The following is a 17,618-nucleotide window of genomic DNA, read 5'->3' as shown; positions in this document are numbered from 1 at the left end:
CCCTCAATCCCCCTTGAAAAGGGGGACTTGGATAGACTCGATCCCCCTCAATCCCCCTTGAAAAGGGGGACTTTGATGATTTTTTCTATACAATGACGATAAGAATTTGATAGAATTTTAATTGAGATGTATTGAAATTGGATATTCACTCTTTCCCCACACCCCAAACCCCAAACCCCACACCCCAATTATGATTGCCGTTCAACCAACTTCAAAACCTTTGCTGGGTGCATCCTTGCCGGAACTCACCGACTGGGTACAGCAGCAGGGACAGCCCGCCTATCGGGGCAAACAACTGTATCAGTGGATTTATCAGAAAGGGGCGAAATCCCTGGGAGAAATTACCGTATTTCCGAAGCAGTGGCGATCGCAACTCGAAGACGTTTCCATCGGGCGATCGACCATCCACTATCGCGCCGTTGCTTCCGACGGGACGGTTAAATACCTGTTGAAATTGGCGGATGGACAAATTATTGAAACCGTGGGAATTCCGACCCGCGATCGCCTTACGGTTTGCGTTTCTTCCCAGGTGGGTTGTCCGATGGCCTGCGACTTTTGCGCCACCGGGAAGGGGGGGTTTATCCGCAATTTGGAAACCCATGAAATTGTCGATCAGGTGTTGACGGTTCAGGAGGATTTCGATCGCCGGGTGAGTCATATCGTCTTCATGGGGATGGGGGAACCGCTGCTGAATGCGGAAAATGCGATCGCGGCGATTATCTGTCTGAATCGAGATGTGGGGATCGGACAGCGGATGATCACCCTTTCCACCGTGGGAATTCCGGGCCGCATCCGCAAATTAGCCGAACGTCAACTTCAAATTACCCTCGCCGTCAGTTTGCACGCCTCCAACCAGTCATTGCGGGAACAGTTGATTCCCAGTGCGAAAGCCTATTCTTTGGAAGCGTTATTATCCGAATGCCGGGACTATGTGAAAGCGACGGGGCGGCGGGTGAGTTTCGAGTACGTTTTATTGTCGGGTGTGAATGATTTACCCACCCACGCGATCGAATTGGCAAACCATTTGCGGGGATTTCAAAATCACGTTAATTTAATTCCTTACAATCCCATCAACGAGGTGGATTATCAGCGACCGAGTCCCCAACAAATTCAGACCTTTGTGGATGAGTTAGAACAGCGAAAAATAGCCGTGAGCGTCCGCTATTCCCGGGGTTTGGATGCGGATGCGGCCTGCGGGCAGTTGCGGGCGTCGAAATTGGAAAGTTAGCCAATTTTTCTCCTTCCCGTCACTTTTGAGTCATCATCAAAGCTTAGATTGATGTCACATCGACATTTTGGAGGCTCGAACCCATGAAACGAATTTGGACAACCGGCATCGGCAAAAACCCAGTCATGGGGGCGACGATCGCGATCGCCCTCGCTGTGGCGGGTGCCCACTCCGTCGCCCTGAGTCAGGGCAGAGGTGGCGGCCAGTTGTCCGGTATGGTGGATCGGGTGTGGGAAGACGGATTTGACCTGCAAACGGAAAACCGGCGGGTGAGGGTGGATTCCTGGGACATCTGCGGCGACAATACCCCCCGTCACATTTCGACCGGCGATCGCGTCACCGTGACCGGAGAATTTGAGGGTGGCGAATTCGATGCCTTCGTTATTGCAGATGGGGAAGGTAAAGAAGTCTGCGTCGCCGAAATGAGGACGCGGGATTAAACTGCAAATATGCCCATCAAATCGCCAGTTTTGTCTGGCGATTTGGGGTGAGAAAAATATCCGATTCAGATGATTGGATCTGGTAGGGACGGTTCCCTTGCCCGCCCCAACGAGGGAATTGATTCCCCAGGGGTCTGGATATTAAACCCGTTTTCATCTCAATACCCAAAAGTTGAGTTTGCCCTCGCACTTCCCCCAGACCCATCCCAGGGAAGTTACCTTAAATTTTAATATATAAAGTTTCAGCCCGTCCCCCCGGTATCGTCGCCGGACTGAATCGACTCCGCGACACGATTTCCCCCGGAGCGACTCCAGTCTCTTTCTAAAGTCAGATGAAAGATTTCAGTTTTTCATAAAATATAGGAACAGAATATAAGATCCGGCGATCGCGATCGCCGATTCGACATCCAATAAAAAAACTTGAGAGCTGAACAGGAGTCAAAATTTATGGCCTTAGTTTTAGAACAAATCAACACCGAAGGACTGGCGCAGCTTTCCTATATCGTCGGAGATGATACGGCGGGGGTTGCCGCCGTCATCGACCCGCGCCGGGACGTGGATATCTACTTGCAAATGGCGCGATCGCTCGGCGTGGGAATTACCCACATTTTGGAAACTCACATTCACGCAGATTTTGTCTCCGGTTCCCGGGAACTTCAAGCCCGGACTGGGGCACCGATTTACGGCGGAAAAAGTGATGATTATCAGTTCGATATCCGGCCTCTCACAGAGGGAGACGAATTGAAAATTGGTAAAGTTACCCTCCGTGTTGTACACAGTCCCGGACATACGCCGGAACATATTTGTCTGTTAATTCATGATACCAAACAGGGCGAAGAACCCTTTGGAATACTGACGGGAGACACGCTATTTAATTTGGATGTCGGACGGCCGGATTTGTTGGGTTCGGGGACGGAGGAAAAGTTGGCGAAGCAACTGTATCATACATTATTTGATAAATTGCTGCCGTTGGGCGATCGCATCGAAGTTTACCCCTGCCACGGTGCGGGTTCCTCCTGCGGTAAATCCATCGGCGATCGCAAACAGAGTACCATCGGCAACGAGCGGGTTTTTAGCGATGCCTTTAAAGAGCGATCGGAATCGGAATTTGTCGATTGGATTTTGGGGGATATGCCGGAAGCGCCCAGCCACTATTCGCGCTTGAAAAAAGTCAACGCGAAAGGGGCGTCTATTAAAGGTTGCGTGCCGACATTGCAGCCTCTTTCACCCCAAGAATTTCAAGACAAAATGGGGGATGAAAATACTTTTGTGATTGATACGCGATCGATTCTAGCCTTCGGTGGCGGACACATTCCCGGCGCGATTAATATCGCCCTGGAGTCTTCTTTTCCAAGTTGGGTGGGTTGGATGATCGACCCCGAAAAAACGCTGCTGTTGGTCATCGAAAGCGATCGGGATTTGTGCCTGGTAGCCGAACAATTGTTCCGCGTTGGTTACGATAATTTGGCGGGTTATCTCCACGACGGGATGAAGAGTTGGCAGGTGGCGGGGCTACCCTTGCAGCACCTCGGAGAGTGGAGCGTACACGAGTTGAACGAATACAAAGAAGACTCGTCGCTGACGGTTTTGGACGTGCGGACGGACAAAGAATATGAAAGCGGCCGCATTCCCAATTCCCAACATATTTACGTCCCCCACCTGGAAGAAAATTTGGATCAGCTCGACAAAAATCAAACATTTGCCACCTACTGCGGCAGCGGATATCGAGCCTCTATCGCCGCCAGTTTGCTGCAAAAGCACGGGTTTGAAAATGTCATCAATATTCCCGGTTCCTGGAGTGCCTGGAAGAGTGCCGATTTGCCCGCGCAAAAACCGGCATGAATCTATTGAGATAAACCTTAAAATGGGCGGATTATATCCAGGGCATTTTTCAAAATCTCCCGGTCGAAGGGGGATTTTGAATTGACGAATCGCAACCTCGGTATCGGGTTTTCCCCTCCCCCGGGGAATCAAAATTGCAAGAAAACTGCCCGTTTCTATGATATATTCGTGGATGACCGTGATGCCTTCAGTCCCCCGAACCGGGGATGTCAGTTGACAGCAAACTTAATTTTTTCTGGGTATAAAAAAAATGGAAACTCAACAATACGAGTTCGATCAATCCCAAAATGAGCTGATTGCGGACTTGGCTAAAAAAATGAGCTTTGTCGGCTACTTCCTCATCGTCATAGGAATCCTGGGTATCATATCGGGAATTATCGCATTATTTAACTCTCCATCTGTCAGTGCCAATTACTTTATTAACGGCATCGTCAATACCATCTTCGGTGTCTGGCTGAATAAAGCGGCTTCCTCTTTCAAGCAAATTGTCGAGACTCGGGGCAATGATATCGTCAACCTCATGGGTGCTCTCGGGGAACTCAGGAAGTTATTCGGGCTGATTTACTGGCTGTTAATTATCGCCCTGATATTCCTCGCGATCGGGCTTTTAGTGGGCATTGTATTGGGTATCATGGCTGGTGGTGCCGGCTAAAAATGGCAAATTTTAAAGCTTCGCGATCGCCCGCCACATCCAATTAAGAATATCGGATTAAACGGTTGTTTCCGGCGGCAGATCTAAGGGCGTGACGAATAAATTCAGGGCGTAATCCGTTTCTCCCTCAACCTGGGAAACTCGGATAAAATAAGTCCCCGTTTCCAAAACGTCGATGTCGATGCTTTCTGCCGCCAAACCGAAATTATTGGAGGAGGCGAAAATTTCCGTAGCCTCGATCGCCTGATTTTGATTGAAGTCTTGAATCAGTTCCACTTCCACATCCGCCTGCAAGCCGTTCAAAAATAAACTGAACTGGCTGGCAAAATTGGGAATCACGAACTCGTAAATATCCACCGAATCGGCATCGCCAACGGACTCCACAACCGTCCGACTTCCCAGCAGCGTATCCAGGGCGATCGCACCGCCGAGATCCTCTGCCGGTCCCGGGGGAATTCCCAACCGTCCGACTTCCAAACCGAAGCGATAGTAATGTTCAAATAAACTGCCGATGATTTCCTCTTCTACCCCCAAAACTGCGTCCGGGTTCCGCGATCGGTAAAATTCGGTATCGAACAAGGGGCCGGGATCTAATCCTTCAAATTGTCCGGCTTTTAAAAAATGTTCAAATGGGGTGACTATCCCCTGAACAACTGCGGTGGCAATGAACGGATGTTGTTCCACATAAAAAATTGGGTCAAAGAAGGGGTTCGGCGTGCGGTTTTCAAACTGTCCGAAATTGACAAAGTGGGCGGCAGCGGTAGTCGTCCCCGCTGCCACTTCTGCCCCGACATCGGAGTTCACCGACAGATAATAGGCCGTGTCGAATAGGGGATTCGGAGCGCGTCCCTCGAACTGTCCATATTGTCCGAAATGCTCGAAAGCGTTGGCGAAAGTTCCGTCCGCGATCGCATCTTCAATTCCCTGATTTTGGGACAGATAAAATTCTTCGTCAAACAGGGTTTCTAAGGTCAACATAGGCGTTTGATGCGTCAATTTTATCGAAAAAAAAAGTCCCCTAAATTGTTGGTGCGCTTCTCGGGCATTTTCGGGCTCAGACCCAAACAACAATGAAGGTTTGACTGTGCCAAAATTGCGATCGGTCCGTTTCCGCCGCCAGAACGCCCGCCACCGACCGTAAAATAGACTCGACGCTCAACGCGCGATCGCAAATCGCCCCGAATCAATCATGGCCTCCATTGCCCGGAAAAACCTCATCGAAGATATCCCCCGCTTCCTCGCCGCCCAGGCCGGAATCATGTTCGCCGTCAGTCTGGTGACGATTCAAAACGGAATTCTCAACGGATTCGTCCGTTCCTCGTCCCTGTTAATTGACAACTCCTCGGCGGATATTTGGATCACCTCCAAAGACATGGTACACCTCAACCTCACCATGCCGATGGCCCTGGAACAACTCAACCAGGCGCGGGACGTTCCGGGGGTTCAACGGGCCGAACCCCTGATTTTCCAAGGTGCCCGCTGGCGCGATCCCACCGACCAAATTCAGGCCATCAACCTCGTCGGTTCCGATCCGGACGGGAAACTGTTTGCCCCCTGGAATATCATCGAGGGGGACCGGCAGGCCCTCAAAGAACCCTACGGCGTCATGGTGGACGAGAGCAATTTGGAGTCCCTGCGGGTGAACGGCATCGGCGATAAAGTCACGATTTCCGGCCTCGAAGCCCGCATCGTCGGACTCACCCGGGGCACCCAACCCATCGTCAACAGCGTTTTCGTGTTCACCTCCCTGAAAAATGCCAACGCCTACGCCAGCGTCCCCCTGCAAACCCGCACCCGCTGCACGTTGGAAAATGGGGATCTCAACTGTATCAACATTTTTGACGATTCGAGCGATCGCTCCGAGGAAGGCGTGGTGTCCGCCGCCCCCAAACCCCTCACCCTCGCCGATCCGATCCACTACATCCTCGTCAAAGCCGAACCGGGCCAGGATCTCCAGGCACTCAAAACCCAACTCGAAGCCACCCTCCCCGGCATCACCGCCTACACCCGGGAGGAACTCGCCAAAAAAATTCAAGACTTCTGGCAAAAACGCACCGGAGTCGGCTTCGTCCTCAGCCTGGGGGCGGTGGTGGGCATTTTTGTGGGCATGATTGTCGTCGCCCAAATTCTCTACGCCTCCGTCGCCGACCATATCAAGGAATTCGGCACCCTCAAGGCGATGGGCGCCCCCGACCGGGTTCTATATAGCGTCATTTTAGAACAGGCGTTTTGGATGGCGATCCTCGGCTACGTCCCCGGCATCGCCCTCTGTTTCGGCGTCGCCTCCTGGGCATCGGCTACCCAGGGCATTTTGATCCTGATCACCCCCGTTTCCACCGTGGGTGTCTTTTTTCTCACCCTCGTTATGTGTGGGGGTTCGGCGTTTTTCGCCATCCAGAAAGTCACCCGGGTCGATCCCGCGATCGTTTTCAAAGCGTAAGCGATCGCACTGGCTCAGAATTTCAGAGTCGGTCATAATCAAAGGAGAATGCTCCTCCCCCGGCTTTCAACGCCACCCACGTCAGAGAGAGGCTCATCAATGATAGGTTCCAATTTGAACTGGACGGACTTAGCGAAAGGCAAAAGCCAGATTCCAGACCGCAACCCGAATCCCCAATCCGTTGCCATTTGGGGTTGCGGTGTGGAAATGGTCTATCAATCCGGACGGCAAAGTTTCCAAGTCCTCAAAGGTATTGACTTGCAGGTTCGTCAGGGTGACGTGCAACTGCTGATGGGGCCGAGTGGTTCGGGAAAAACCACCCTCCTCTCTATTCTCGCCGGACTCCTGACACCTACCCAGGGACGGGTGATATTGTTAGGGGAAGAAATTACGAAAATGTCCCGCGCAAAATTGGCACGGTTTCGCCTCCACAACATCGGTTTTATTTTTCAGGGGTTCAACTTATTTCCGGCTTTGACAGCCCAGGAAAATGTGGAAGTCGCCCTCAATATCAAGAATGTCCGGGGGCGGACGGCGCGGCAGGAAGCCCAACTTCGCCTCGAACAAGTGGGTTTGGGCGACAAGGGAAATTCCCTGCCCCGGGACTTGTCGGGGGGTCAAAAACAGCGGGTTGCGATCGCCCGGGCTCTGGCGGGAAATCCCCAATTAATTATGGCCGATGAACCGACGGCGGCGCTGGATTCCACCAGCGGACACGCGGTGATCGATTTGCTGCGAAAATTGGCGAAGGAGGAGGGAGCGACGGTGTTGATGGTGACGCACGACCCCCGGATTATCGACGTCGCCGATCGCATTCTCGACCTCGAAGACGGGAAAATAAAACAATGATGAATACTCCATTAGCGGTCAATTTTGAAGACGTGAAAGCGGCGGCGGCACGCCTGCGCGGAAACATTAACACAACTCCTGTTTTGACTTCGACGACGGCGAACCGGCGGACGGGGGCGCAGGTGTTTTTCAAGTGCGAAAATTTTCAACGCACCGGATCGTTTAAATTTCGCGGGGCGTTCAATGCCTTATCCTCCCTATCTCCGGAGGAAAAAAAGCGGGGAGTCTTCACCTATTCTTCCGGAAATCACGCCCAGGCGATCGCCCGTGCGGGTCAAATGTTGGGCATTCCCACCACAATTATTATGCCCGATAATGCACCGATTGTCAAACGGGAGGCGACGGCGGGTTACGGGGCGGAAATTGTTTTATATCAACCCTCAGAAACCGTTCGGGAAGACTACTGCCGCCAACGGGCAGAAGAACGGGGCGGCACAATTATCCCACCCTACAATCACCCCCATATTATAGCAGGTCAAGGAACCACCGCCCTAGAGTTAATTGAAACGGCGGGAAAATTAGATCTATTACTGGTTTGTTGCGGGGGAGGCGGCTTGCTTTCCGGTTGCGCGATCGCCGCCCGCGAGTTATCACCAAATTGCCGAATTATTGGAGTCGAACCGGAACAGGCGGACGATGCCACCCGCTCATTTTACACCAAAACCCTGCACAAAATCAACAATCCCGACACCATCGCCGACGGCGCGAGAACCCCCTATTTGGGAAGTCTCACCTTTCCGATTATTTTAGCAAAAGTCGATGAGATGGTGACAGTTTCCGAGGATGCGATCGCGCGGGCGATGTTCTTCCTGTGGGAACGGTTAAAAATCGTGGTGGAACCCACCGGCGCGTTAGCGACAGCGGCATTATTGGATGGTGTTGTCAAAGCCGAAAATCGTCGAGTCGGGGTAATTATCAGTGGTGGAAATGTGGATTTAAAAGGTGCGATCGCACTTTTTGAAAAGTGTTGAAACCGCTTGGGAATCAATTCCAGAGGGCGCAAGCCTTGCGCCCCTACAAGCAAAAATTATCTAAAGATGATTGATATAGCGGTTTCCGATCCGATGAGATACGGAAGATCCCCCTAAATCCCCCTTAAAAAGGGGGACTTTGAATTGGCGAGTGTGCCTCATTGAATTAAAAATTGCTGTATCACATCCGGTTAAATACTTGGAAATATAACTCCCCCCTTATTAAGGGGGGCTGGGGGGGATCGAACTCCCCCCTTATTAAGGGGGGCTGGGGGGGATCGAACTCCCCCCTTATTAAGGGGGGTTGGGGGGGATCGAACTCCCCCCTTATTAAGGGGGGTTGGGGGGGATCTGCGGTTGTCGGGTAAATCACCAGATCGGATATTAATACTTCAAATAAAAACCCCGAATCAAAGCAATAAAATCATCCGTATAAATATGCCGTTCCCGTTCAATCGTCAAAGAAATATCTTCAGCTATTTTTGGCGACATTCCCAATTCCATCACAATTCGCTTAACCGGATGCTTCGGTGTCGGTTGAATCAATAACCGCCGATCACAGAAAAACCCCAATTGTTCCGCTTTTTCCTGAAACCGAATCGCCTCCGATGTCGGATAAATAACCGCCAATTTTCCCGTCGGATTTAATAACGTTTTGGCGGCGGATAATAAATCAGACTGAGACAGAAAATCCCCGTGTCTGGCGAGCGATCGCGCTTTTTTTGGCGCTTTGTAAGCATTGTCAAAAAAGGGCGGATTGGAGACAATCAGATCGTATCGTTCGGGGGAGGCGATCGCATAATCCTGAATTGAAATATTATACAACTTAACTCGCGCTTCCCAAGGCGATCGCGCCACATTTTCACAGGCTTGGGTGTGGGAGTCGCGATCGATTTCCACCGCGTCAATTTGGGCTGTTGAACGCTGTGCCAACATCAGGGCAATCAATCCCGTCCCCGTCCCGACATCCAAAATTTTATCCGCAGATTTTATATCCGTCCACCCCCCCAAAATAACGCCATCGGTTCCCACCTTCATGGCGCACCGATCCTGAAAAATGGTAAACTGTTTGAAACGAAACTGATCTCCTCCCATAACTGATATAATAACGCCCCCGTTGTTGGGCTTGAACCCTTCAGAGGCGCTAAAGCGCAACAACAATTGATCTTCAATTAACGCCTCAAAATCAAACTGCCCGGAGTCACTTTTTTAATCCAGTCCGTTATCAAAATTTGATCGCGATCGCACCTCTCCACCCCCTCGCCACTCAAGTTTTTAAAAACCACCGTTTCAGGAATTTCGACTGTTTTTCCCGTCGGAATCACAATTTTATCAATTTCGGAAATATGGAACGGACGCAGGGTTTGAAACACCACATATTTGCCACTTTCCCCCGCCAACGCCTCCGCCACGCAAAACTCATCCCGATATCGGGCAATTTTCGATTTTGACTTCATTCTGGGGAAAATAGATGTCGTCCGGTTGGCATTAAAAAAGGGCGATCGCGCTTCAACGGGCCAATTTTTTTTCAACATTACTGGATCTTCCGATATTTGCCGACAGATGCGATCGACATCCACCGCCACATCGCCGTTATTTCCCAAATGCCGCAAATCCAGCCGCAGGGTGTGCAAACCCGCATTTTTTAATCCATCAAGTTGATCTAAAATAAACCAATCTTTATCCAAAAATAGAAACGTGCCGTGGGGCGTTTCCAGGGTGGGAAGGGGACGATTTCCGCTTTCTTCCGTTCGGGCAGTCGTTTCGATAAACTGCCGATTTTCCCCCTCGGATACAATGGAAGAAAGAAGCGATCGCGGCGAGTAAAATAACAGAATCCGCCCCACCCCCAACACCTCACAGGGGACGGGCAGTTTTTGGCAATATTCGATTAATTGATGTTCCGGAAGTTCCGTTGACAAAATCAGGCGTTCCAGGGAACCGGCAAACAGTTCGCACCATCCCATCAACGCCTCAAAATTGTGATTTCCAGTTTCTAAAATCAACTGAATCGGCAAGTTTGGATAGTGAATTGTCAGCCATTCCGCCGCACCCGGATCACAAACCCGAATTGCCGCAAATTGTCCGATATTCCAGTCCGAGATGCGATCGCAAATTTCCGCCATCAACCGTTCCGGCATCAGAATATCCCAAACCAAAACCGGACGCAACCCCCACTTTTTCGCCGCTTCAGAAAGCGATCGCACCTCCGCCACCGTCAACTGTCCCCGTCTGGCGAGAAGCGTCGGTTCCAACAACACCTCCTTCAAATTCGGACACACCCGACACCGTTCCAAATCCCCCACCGAACCGACAAACGTATTAAATCGCATTAACCCTCTGTGCCCTCTGTGTCTCTGTGGTTTAATTTTTTGAGTCTTTTTCAGTCATCATATCTTTCTAATTTTCATAGATTTAACCCGACTGGTTTCGATTTAGATTTCGACCAGGTTTTTTTCAATATTGGACGGAGATAATCTCACCAAATTCAGCTTGTCTACTGAATTTAATGCTTCTGCTTTTGGAACACAAACCACCCCATCTTTCCGCATAAAATCAACGCGATCGCCCTTCACCGAAAAGAGGCGATCGATCCGATACCGGATCGGCTTTCCACGAGGCACAATAAATTCCACTTCATCCCCCACGGATAACGGTTCCACCAACCGCAATGCGATCGCCTCCCCAGTCGTTTCCAAAACCACCCCCAAATAGTCGTGAGTTCCGGTATTATTTCCCGCAAACTGCTGAAAAACCGACCCCTCCCCCGCCGGACTTTCCAAGGAACCGGAAAAATAATCGCGGTGGGGAATTGATTCCAATTCCGAGGCAATTTCCCGCAACAATTCCGGCGTCAATTCCCCCGTCGCACAGGCATCGATCGCCCGCCGGTAAGCCTTGCACGTCATCGCCACATAAAACGACGATTTCATCCGCCCTTCAATTTTCAGCGAACAAATGTGATGCTTGAAAAAATCTCCAACCTGATCAATTCCCCACAAATCTTTCGAGGACATGAACGAAACCGGAGATGATGTCGAATCCAACTGGTAGGGGAGGCGACAGGATTGAATGCAGCCACCCCGGTTGGAATCCCGCCCCGCCGTATAGTTGGAAATGGTACAATGTCCCGAAAATGCCATGCACATGGCACCGTGAATAAACATCTCTATTTCTAGGGGCGGTTTGTCGGGATTTTCTGCTGCAAATTTCCGCCGCATTTCCCCGGCTTCTGCGATGCCAACTTCCCGGCCCAAAATCAGGCGATCGACCCCGAACCGCCTCCACAGTCGGGCGGCGTATCCGTTCAGACAGGAAGCCTGAGTCGATAGGTGAATCTTCAAATTAGAACAGTTTTTAATTGTCCGCATCACCCCCAAATCGGAGACGATGACGGCATCCACGTCGATCCGTTCCAAGAATTTACAGTAATCGCAAAATCCGGTAAAATCTTCATCGTGAAGAAAGGCATTTAACGTGATGTAAACCTTCGCCCCGCGTCGGTGGGCGAACTCTACCCCCCGTTCCAATTCTGCCTCGCTAAAATTGTCCGCCCTTGCCCGCAAGCCGTAATTTTTTCCGCCCAAATAAACGGCATCCGCGCCGTAGGTGAGGGCGACTTGCAGGCGTTCCAAATTTTTAGCCGGGGCCAACAGTTCCGGTTTCCACATAATGAAAAATCAACTAACTTTCGGTGTCCGATGGGGCTGACAAAGCCTCCTGAGCCGATCGCCCGTCTCCCTGAAATCCAAAGTACCACAACGCCGCCGCAGCCTCCGCCCGAGTCACCGCTTTTTTGGGCTGAAAAAGGGTTGTAAACCCGTACACCCGGCGAATATTGGCGTTATCTCCGTTGTCAAAATCAGCCAAAACTGCCCGCAACGCTTTGCTGTCAATTTTAGCGGCATCCTGAAATCCCCACCGTTCTTGAACCGCGTCAACCGTCGCTTTTGGCAACACCTGGCGGGTATCCAACGGGACTTTCCACAATACCATATCTTCCCGGGTTAAAGGGGCATCCGGGCGGAACTGAACGGCCGTGCTGTCCCCCGACAAAGAACTGGGAATTAACCCCGCTTCCGCGAGTCCTTGAATTTCGCCGAAATTCGGATGGCTGGTGGGAACGTCGCTGAATGCGGGGTCGTCGCTGGGAACGCCGAGGCGGATTTGTTTGGCGGGATTGTTGGCATAAATTTTGTTATTCGCCCGAACGAGACTCCTCGCATATTCACCCCTCGTAATGGCTTGGTTTGGACTCGGAAAGTCCGATTCAAAGATTCCCAATTTGGCGATATCCTTGGCAAACTTTTGTAATTCCTGGGGGATTTCTCCCGTGGAATCGGGGGTATTGGTGGGGGTGGGAGTTGGCGAAGGAGAGGGCGAAGGAGAGGGCGAAGGGGAAGGACTGGCAGCCACCGGCGGCGATTCCGAATCGGAGGGTTTGGGTAAGGGAGAGGGCGACTCGGTGGGTTTGGGGACGGATGCGAGATTTTTCGGATCGCGGGAATAGTCGATCGCGAACTGAGTTTCCCCACTCGATTGTCCGTCCGGTTGCAGATCGATCGTCACTTTCAAATCATCCCGAGTTGCCACCAAAGATCCCTCGCCCTCCGTTTCGGTGCGGGTGACAATTTCCCAGTTGTCGGATTGAAACTTATTTTGATAGTAGGTTTGGACTAAATTGATCGGATCGGCAGTCGTCCACACCGTCTCCGTCTCGGCGCGATCGCTCGCCGAGAGGGTGACATCTTCCAAACTCGAACCCGGATAAATCGCAATTTCCTGGGGAAAATCGTCCGGCAATTTTACGAAATCGTCCGGCGGGGTGGGCAAATCACCGGATTGTCCGAAAGGAGGATTTTCTGCGAGTTGGGGATCGGCTTGTAACGACCCTTCCAAGGTGTCGCCGATGGGACTGTTGGCGCAACTTCCCAGCAAAGCGACGAGACAAATAGCCGTAAGAACTTGGATCGAATGTTTCACAGTCGGATGAGTTTCATTTATTTTATTTTGACATATCACCCAATTTTTGCGCGAACAAACTTCATGCCGGCACACTCACCGGAACCCCGTTTTCTTTGGTCGTCAGTCCCAAAATAAAGGGGACGGCCTTTTTTACCCACTCGTCAATCGGCGTGTACGCCGCAGCCTCACCTCCGAAGCAAGTTTCCAACATATCGGTGTGAATAATTCCCGGACTCATGGGGATCGCCGCCAATCCCGGCGGGAGCTCCTGGGCGAGGGATCGGGTCAGCCCTTCGATCGCCCATTTGGAAGCACAATAGGGCGCCACTTCCGGAGACGTCGATCGCCCCCAACCGGAACTGAGATTGATAATAATACCGCTGCCCCGTTCAATCATCGCCGGCACCCCATGGCGGATCACATTTGCCACCCCTTTTATATTGACATCGATCAGCGTATCGAACTCTTCCTGGGAAACCTCCCACAGGGGAGCGAGATGGTTCACCAACGCGGCATTATTGATAACTATATCAGGCGCACCGTGAGTTTTTAAAAACTCTGTAACCCAACTTTTAACAGCCACATTTTCGGCGACATCCAGGGATGTAAAATCGTGGGGTTTGCCATATTTGTTTTGCAAATTTGCGATCGCCTCTTCCGACCGCGCACAGCCGATGACCGTGTGTCCCCAATCGATAAAATTTTCCGTCAAGGCGCGACCCAGACCGCGACTCACCCCGGTAATAACGATTGTCTTGCCCATCTATCTGTCTCCATTAAGTTAACTTTAGTAGCACAGGCATCTTGCCTGTGATAACAAGCTAGAAGCTGATTTTACGCGGTTATCGCAAGGTTTTGAGGACTTCCACCAACTGCCGGATTTGATCCAGTTGATGGGTCGCCATCAGGGAAATGCGGATGCGGCTGGTGTTGACCGTCGGCGGGCGGATGGCGGGGGCGAAAATTCCCCGTTCCTGGAGTTTATTTCCCACCTGTAATGCCGTCGCCGCATCTTGGACAAAATAGCAGAAAATCGGAGAATCAGAATCGCCAATTTGTTCCGCGCGATCGCCCAACAATTCCTTGAGAAAAGCCACATTTTCCCACAGTTTAGCGCGCCGTTCCGGTTCCTCCCGGACAATATTAATTGCCGCCAACGCCGCCGCCGTATCCGCCGGAGTCAACCCCGTCGTATAAATCCAACTGGGGGCGCGGTTTCGCAGGAAATCGATCGCCTCCGCACTCGCCGCCACATAGCCCCCCAAACTGCCCAACGCCTTGCTGAGGGTCCCCATCTGCAACAGCGGAGTCCCCGTCAGCCCGAAATATTCCACGCACCCGGCGCCCGTCTCCCCAAACACCCCCGTGGCGTGGGCTTCGTCTACCAGCAGCATACACTCGAACGCCACCGCCAGTGCCGCGAGTCGGGGCAGGGGGCAGAGATCCCCGTCCATGCTAAACAGGGTGTCCGTGAGAATCAGGGCGCGGCGGTATCGGCTGCGATGCCCGTCCAGCAGGGTTTTCAGGTGGTCGATGTCCCCGTGGCGGTAGTCGAGCACCGCCGCCGAGCTGAGTTTGGCCCCCATTTTCAGGCTGGAGTGGTTGTACTCGTCCGAGAGGATCAGATCCCGGCCGCCGACGATCGCCGAAATTGTGCCGATATTCGCCAAATAGCCCGAACTGAACGCGATCGCGTCCTCGGTCCCTTTCAGATCCGCGATCGCCAATTCCAGTTGGCGGTGAAGTTCCCGATGCCCCGTCAGCAGGCGCGATCCGGTGCTTCCCGTCCCCAATTCTCGGGTGGCGGCGACGGCAGCTTCCACCAGGCGATCGTCCCCCGCCAGTCCCAAATAGTCATTGCTGGCGAAATTCAGCATTTTTCGCCCGTTTATGGTAATAATCGGCCCCGGACGCCCCGCGATCGCCTTGACGGAACGATACCAATTCGCCCGGTGGATCGTGTCGAGCGATCGGCCCATCCAAGAATAAGCGTCTTTTTTCATTAGAATCGATCGTCAATCTACTTCGGAATTAGGATCGTCCAATTCGGCACTATTTCCCCGCACCGAAGGCAACCTTTCTACCAACCCCATATCAAACGCAATATCCGGCAACTCTCCAACCATATATTGACCCGCTTCAAAAACACGGTTGGGGGTAAAACACGTCTGCCTCAGTTGGACGACTTCCGTCTGGTCAAACATTCCTCTAAACATTTTACGTTCCAATCCCATTTTACCGCCTCCCAATCCATTCAATTAATCATTTAAAATTTTAATCTAAAATCTTAACCTGTGGGGGCAGGCCTCTGTGCCTGCCCACTTCAGAAATCAGCGCTCAATTATTTTACCACAGTGGGGACAAATCAGCGGTTTTTTCGGCTGTTTTTGAGCCTTCCGAGCCTCGATTACCTCTGTAAAACCCGAGGCAATAATCCCCGCCGGAAGCGCAAAAATTCCGATCCCCAATATCGCCACGATCGCCCCCAAAAGCCGCCCCATCGGCGTAATCGGATAAACGTCCCCATAGCCAACCGTCGTTAGCGTCACCACCCCCCACCACATCGCCGCCGGAATATTGGGAAACTGTTCCGGTTGGGCATCGTGTTCCAAAATATAGATCAAACTTCCGGAAAAAAACAGTAACAGTAACACCACGCCAAATGTGATCACAAGTTCTTCTTTTCTGGCTTTCAGAACTTCTCCGATCATCTGTAACGATTTCACATATCGCGTCAATTTAAAAAATTGAAAAAATTTGATCAGACGAAAGGCGCGTGCCGGCCTCATGTCGGGGGTTAAAATGGGCAAATAAAAGGGAAAAAAAGCCAGCAAATCGATCAGCGCCAAGGGGGTCAGCATATACCGAATTCTCCCCCACAACGGATGTTGGTAGCGGACATCGATCGTGCAAGCCCACACCCTCAAGATATATTCGATAGTAAATACAAAAATTGAGAAATATTCAAAGGTTCTGAATAGTCCAAAATACCGTTGATTCAAGCTTTCGACCGTCTCCAAACAGACCGCGACTACATTCAGCAGGATCAAGGCGATAATAAAATAATCACAAATGCGGGCGATCGCATCGTTGAAATTCCAAATTTCTAAAATCAGAAAAATTCGTTTTTTAAATTTGTCAATCATGGCGATCGCGGGGGGGAGAATTGATGGTTTTTTGTTCAAAACAATACTCACCGAATCAAATCCCCTCTATTTTAACCCAAATCTCTCAGTTTACACCCGCCCCCGCAAAGCCTCCAACTCTTCCCGAATTGACGGGGGCTGATATCCCAAAGCAAAGGCTTTTGAACTGTCGAGGGACGTATCGGGAGAACGGGGGGCGATGACATCCACATCCCCTTGTCGGCAAGGAGTGATATTTTCGGCCGGAAAGTCAAATACTTCCGCCATCAATTTCCCGAACTTATAACGAGAAATCCGCTCTTTTCCGCCCAAATGTAACCGCCCCTCAACCCGCTTTTCAACCGCCAACAGCAACCCCCTCGCGGCCGTCGTCCCGCTGACCGTCGTCCGGAATTCATCCACAAATAAATTCAACGTTTTTCCGGCTTTTAAGTTGTTTATAAAACCCTGAATAAAACTCTCGGCGTGGGGTGAAGCCATGCCGAACATCAGCGGCATCCGACAGATGGCAGTTTTGGGATATCGCATCAACATCCCCCGTTCCGCCTCGACTTTTTGTTCCCCGTAAATATTGATCGGACAGACGCGATCGCTTTCTCGATAGGGCGGGTTTAAACCGTCGAATACCAAATCAGTCGATGTAAACGCGCAGGGAATATCAGCATCCGCACACAAACTGGCGACATTCAAAGAAGCCGTGACATTAATCAAATAAGATTCCTGGGGATTTTGCTGGCAAAAATTGGGTTTCGAGTGCGCCGCCGCATGGATGACCGCATCCGGTTCGACATCCTGAAACAGGCGCTTTAAATCGGCAAAATTGGTGATATCTGTTTTAATAAAAGTGATGCCGGTAAAGCCGACTTCCTTGGAATTGTAGGTTCCGTAAACGTCCCATTTCGGTTGGGCAACCTGGCAGACATTCCAACCCAAGAAACCGCTCGCCCCCGTGACCAACAGTTTTTTCATCGTCCTGCACTCCCATCGCGTTTTTAGCTACAGTAACACAGGTGGGGAGGAAGAAACCGGGTTTCTATGACAGTTGTTTGTGGGGATGAGAGATCTTGGTAGAAACCCGGTTTCTA

At 51.3% G+C, this 17,618-nt stretch carries 17 protein-coding genes; 7 read left to right on the top strand and 10 right to left on the bottom strand.

Going from position 1 to position 17,618, the window contains the following annotated elements:
• The first annotated feature begins 190 nt into the window (after window positions 1-190).
• The 4 genes from rlmN to AC0QHF_RS20220 all read left to right on the top strand — a co-directional run bounded on the left by rlmN (window position 191) and on the right by AC0QHF_RS20220 (window position 4,162).
• On the top strand, window positions 191-1,228 hold the full coding sequence (rlmN, locus tag AC0QHF_RS20235) for a dual-specificity RNA methyltransferase RlmN (protein WP_324706047.1): 1,038 nt from the start codon (window positions 191-193) through the stop codon (window positions 1,226-1,228).
• Between the two features lie 83 nt (window positions 1,229-1,311).
• Window positions 1,312-1,668 carry a hypothetical protein gene (locus AC0QHF_RS20230; RefSeq protein ID WP_324706046.1) on the top strand — a complete coding sequence of 119 codons (357 nt, stop codon included), beginning with the start codon at window positions 1,312-1,314 and terminating at the stop codon, window positions 1,666-1,668.
• Between the two features lie 447 nt (window positions 1,669-2,115).
• The gene (locus tag AC0QHF_RS20225; protein ID WP_324706045.1) at window positions 2,116-3,510 is read left to right on the top strand and encodes an MBL fold metallo-hydrolase; all 1,395 of its coding nucleotides are present in this window, start codon (window positions 2,116-2,118) and stop codon (window positions 3,508-3,510) included.
• A gap of 250 nt (window positions 3,511-3,760) precedes the next feature.
• Entirely contained in the window at window positions 3,761-4,162 is a 402-nt protein-coding gene (locus AC0QHF_RS20220) for a hypothetical protein (protein WP_324706044.1), read from the top strand.
• 57 nt (window positions 4,163-4,219) lie between these two features.
• On the opposite strand, the gene AC0QHF_RS20215 is transcribed toward AC0QHF_RS20220, so the two are convergent.
• Complete coding sequence (locus AC0QHF_RS20215) at window positions 4,220-5,140, bottom strand: PPC domain-containing protein (protein ID WP_324706043.1); 921 nt, start codon at window positions 5,138-5,140, stop codon at window positions 4,220-4,222.
• A gap of 211 nt (window positions 5,141-5,351) precedes the next feature.
• On the opposite strand from AC0QHF_RS20215, the gene AC0QHF_RS20210 reads away from it, so the two are divergent.
• The 3 genes from AC0QHF_RS20210 (at window position 5,352) to AC0QHF_RS20200 (ending at window position 8,422) form a co-directional block, all read left to right on the top strand.
• A complete protein-coding gene (locus AC0QHF_RS20210) occupies window positions 5,352-6,602 on the top strand; it encodes an ABC transporter permease (RefSeq protein ID WP_324706042.1) in 1,251 nt (416 codons plus the stop codon).
• 99 nt (window positions 6,603-6,701) lie between these two features.
• Entirely contained in the window at window positions 6,702-7,451 is a 750-nt protein-coding gene (locus AC0QHF_RS20205) for an ABC transporter ATP-binding protein (protein ID WP_324706041.1), read from the top strand.
• Window positions 7,451-8,422, top strand: a complete 972-nt coding sequence (locus AC0QHF_RS20200; protein ID WP_324706048.1) for a threo-3-hydroxy-L-aspartate ammonia-lyase — start codon at window positions 7,451-7,453, stop codon at window positions 8,420-8,422. The genes AC0QHF_RS20205 and AC0QHF_RS20200 overlap by 1 nt, the downstream gene beginning before the upstream one ends.
• A 384-nt stretch (window positions 8,423-8,806) precedes the next feature.
• Here the strand turns inward: AC0QHF_RS20200 and AC0QHF_RS20195 are convergent, their stop codons facing one another.
• From AC0QHF_RS20195 to AC0QHF_RS20155, 9 genes are all read right to left on the bottom strand, one after another.
• Entirely contained in the window at window positions 8,807-9,460 is a 654-nt protein-coding gene (locus AC0QHF_RS20195) for a tRNA1(Val) (adenine(37)-N6)-methyltransferase (protein ID WP_324706040.1), read from the bottom strand.
• Between the two features lie 134 nt (window positions 9,461-9,594).
• The gene (locus AC0QHF_RS20190) at window positions 9,595-10,755 is read right to left on the bottom strand and encodes a U32 family peptidase (RefSeq protein ID WP_324706039.1); all 1,161 of its coding nucleotides are present in this window, start codon (window positions 10,753-10,755) and stop codon (window positions 9,595-9,597) included.
• Between the two features lie 102 nt (window positions 10,756-10,857).
• A complete protein-coding gene (locus tag AC0QHF_RS20185) occupies window positions 10,858-12,093 on the bottom strand; it encodes a peptidase U32 family protein (RefSeq protein ID WP_324706038.1) in 1,236 nt (411 codons plus the stop codon).
• A 13-nt stretch (window positions 12,094-12,106) separates the two neighbouring features.
• On the bottom strand, window positions 12,107-13,405 hold the full coding sequence (locus AC0QHF_RS20180; RefSeq protein ID WP_324706037.1) for an S-layer homology domain-containing protein: 1,299 nt from the start codon (window positions 13,403-13,405) through the stop codon (window positions 12,107-12,109).
• Window positions 13,406-13,466: 61 nt separating this feature from the next.
• Window positions 13,467-14,150, bottom strand: coding sequence for an SDR family oxidoreductase (locus AC0QHF_RS20175; protein ID WP_324706036.1), 684 nt, complete (start codon window positions 14,148-14,150; stop codon window positions 13,467-13,469).
• 79 nt (window positions 14,151-14,229) lie between these two features.
• Window positions 14,230-15,390, bottom strand: a complete 1,161-nt coding sequence (gene bioF / locus AC0QHF_RS20170) for an 8-amino-7-oxononanoate synthase (protein ID WP_324706035.1) — start codon at window positions 15,388-15,390, stop codon at window positions 14,230-14,232.
• 12 nt (window positions 15,391-15,402) lie between these two features.
• Window positions 15,403-15,621 carry a hypothetical protein gene (locus AC0QHF_RS20165; RefSeq protein WP_324706034.1) on the bottom strand — a complete coding sequence of 73 codons (219 nt, stop codon included), beginning with the start codon at window positions 15,619-15,621 and terminating at the stop codon, window positions 15,403-15,405.
• A 96-nt stretch (window positions 15,622-15,717) separates the two neighbouring features.
• Window positions 15,718-16,572: an ion transporter gene (locus tag AC0QHF_RS20160; protein WP_324706033.1), complete on the bottom strand. Its 855-nt coding sequence runs from the start codon at window positions 16,570-16,572 to the stop codon at window positions 15,718-15,720.
• Window positions 16,573-16,623: 51 nt separating this feature from the next.
• The gene (locus tag AC0QHF_RS20155) at window positions 16,624-17,502 is read right to left on the bottom strand and encodes an SDR family oxidoreductase (RefSeq protein WP_324706032.1); all 879 of its coding nucleotides are present in this window, start codon (window positions 17,500-17,502) and stop codon (window positions 16,624-16,626) included.
• Window positions 17,503-17,618: the final 116 nt, after the last annotated feature.

This window comes from Lyngbya sp. CCY1209 (assembly GCF_055795065.1).
The sequence above is the reverse complement of the archived record's forward strand: the minus strand, read 5'-3'. Positions and strand labels throughout refer to the sequence as shown.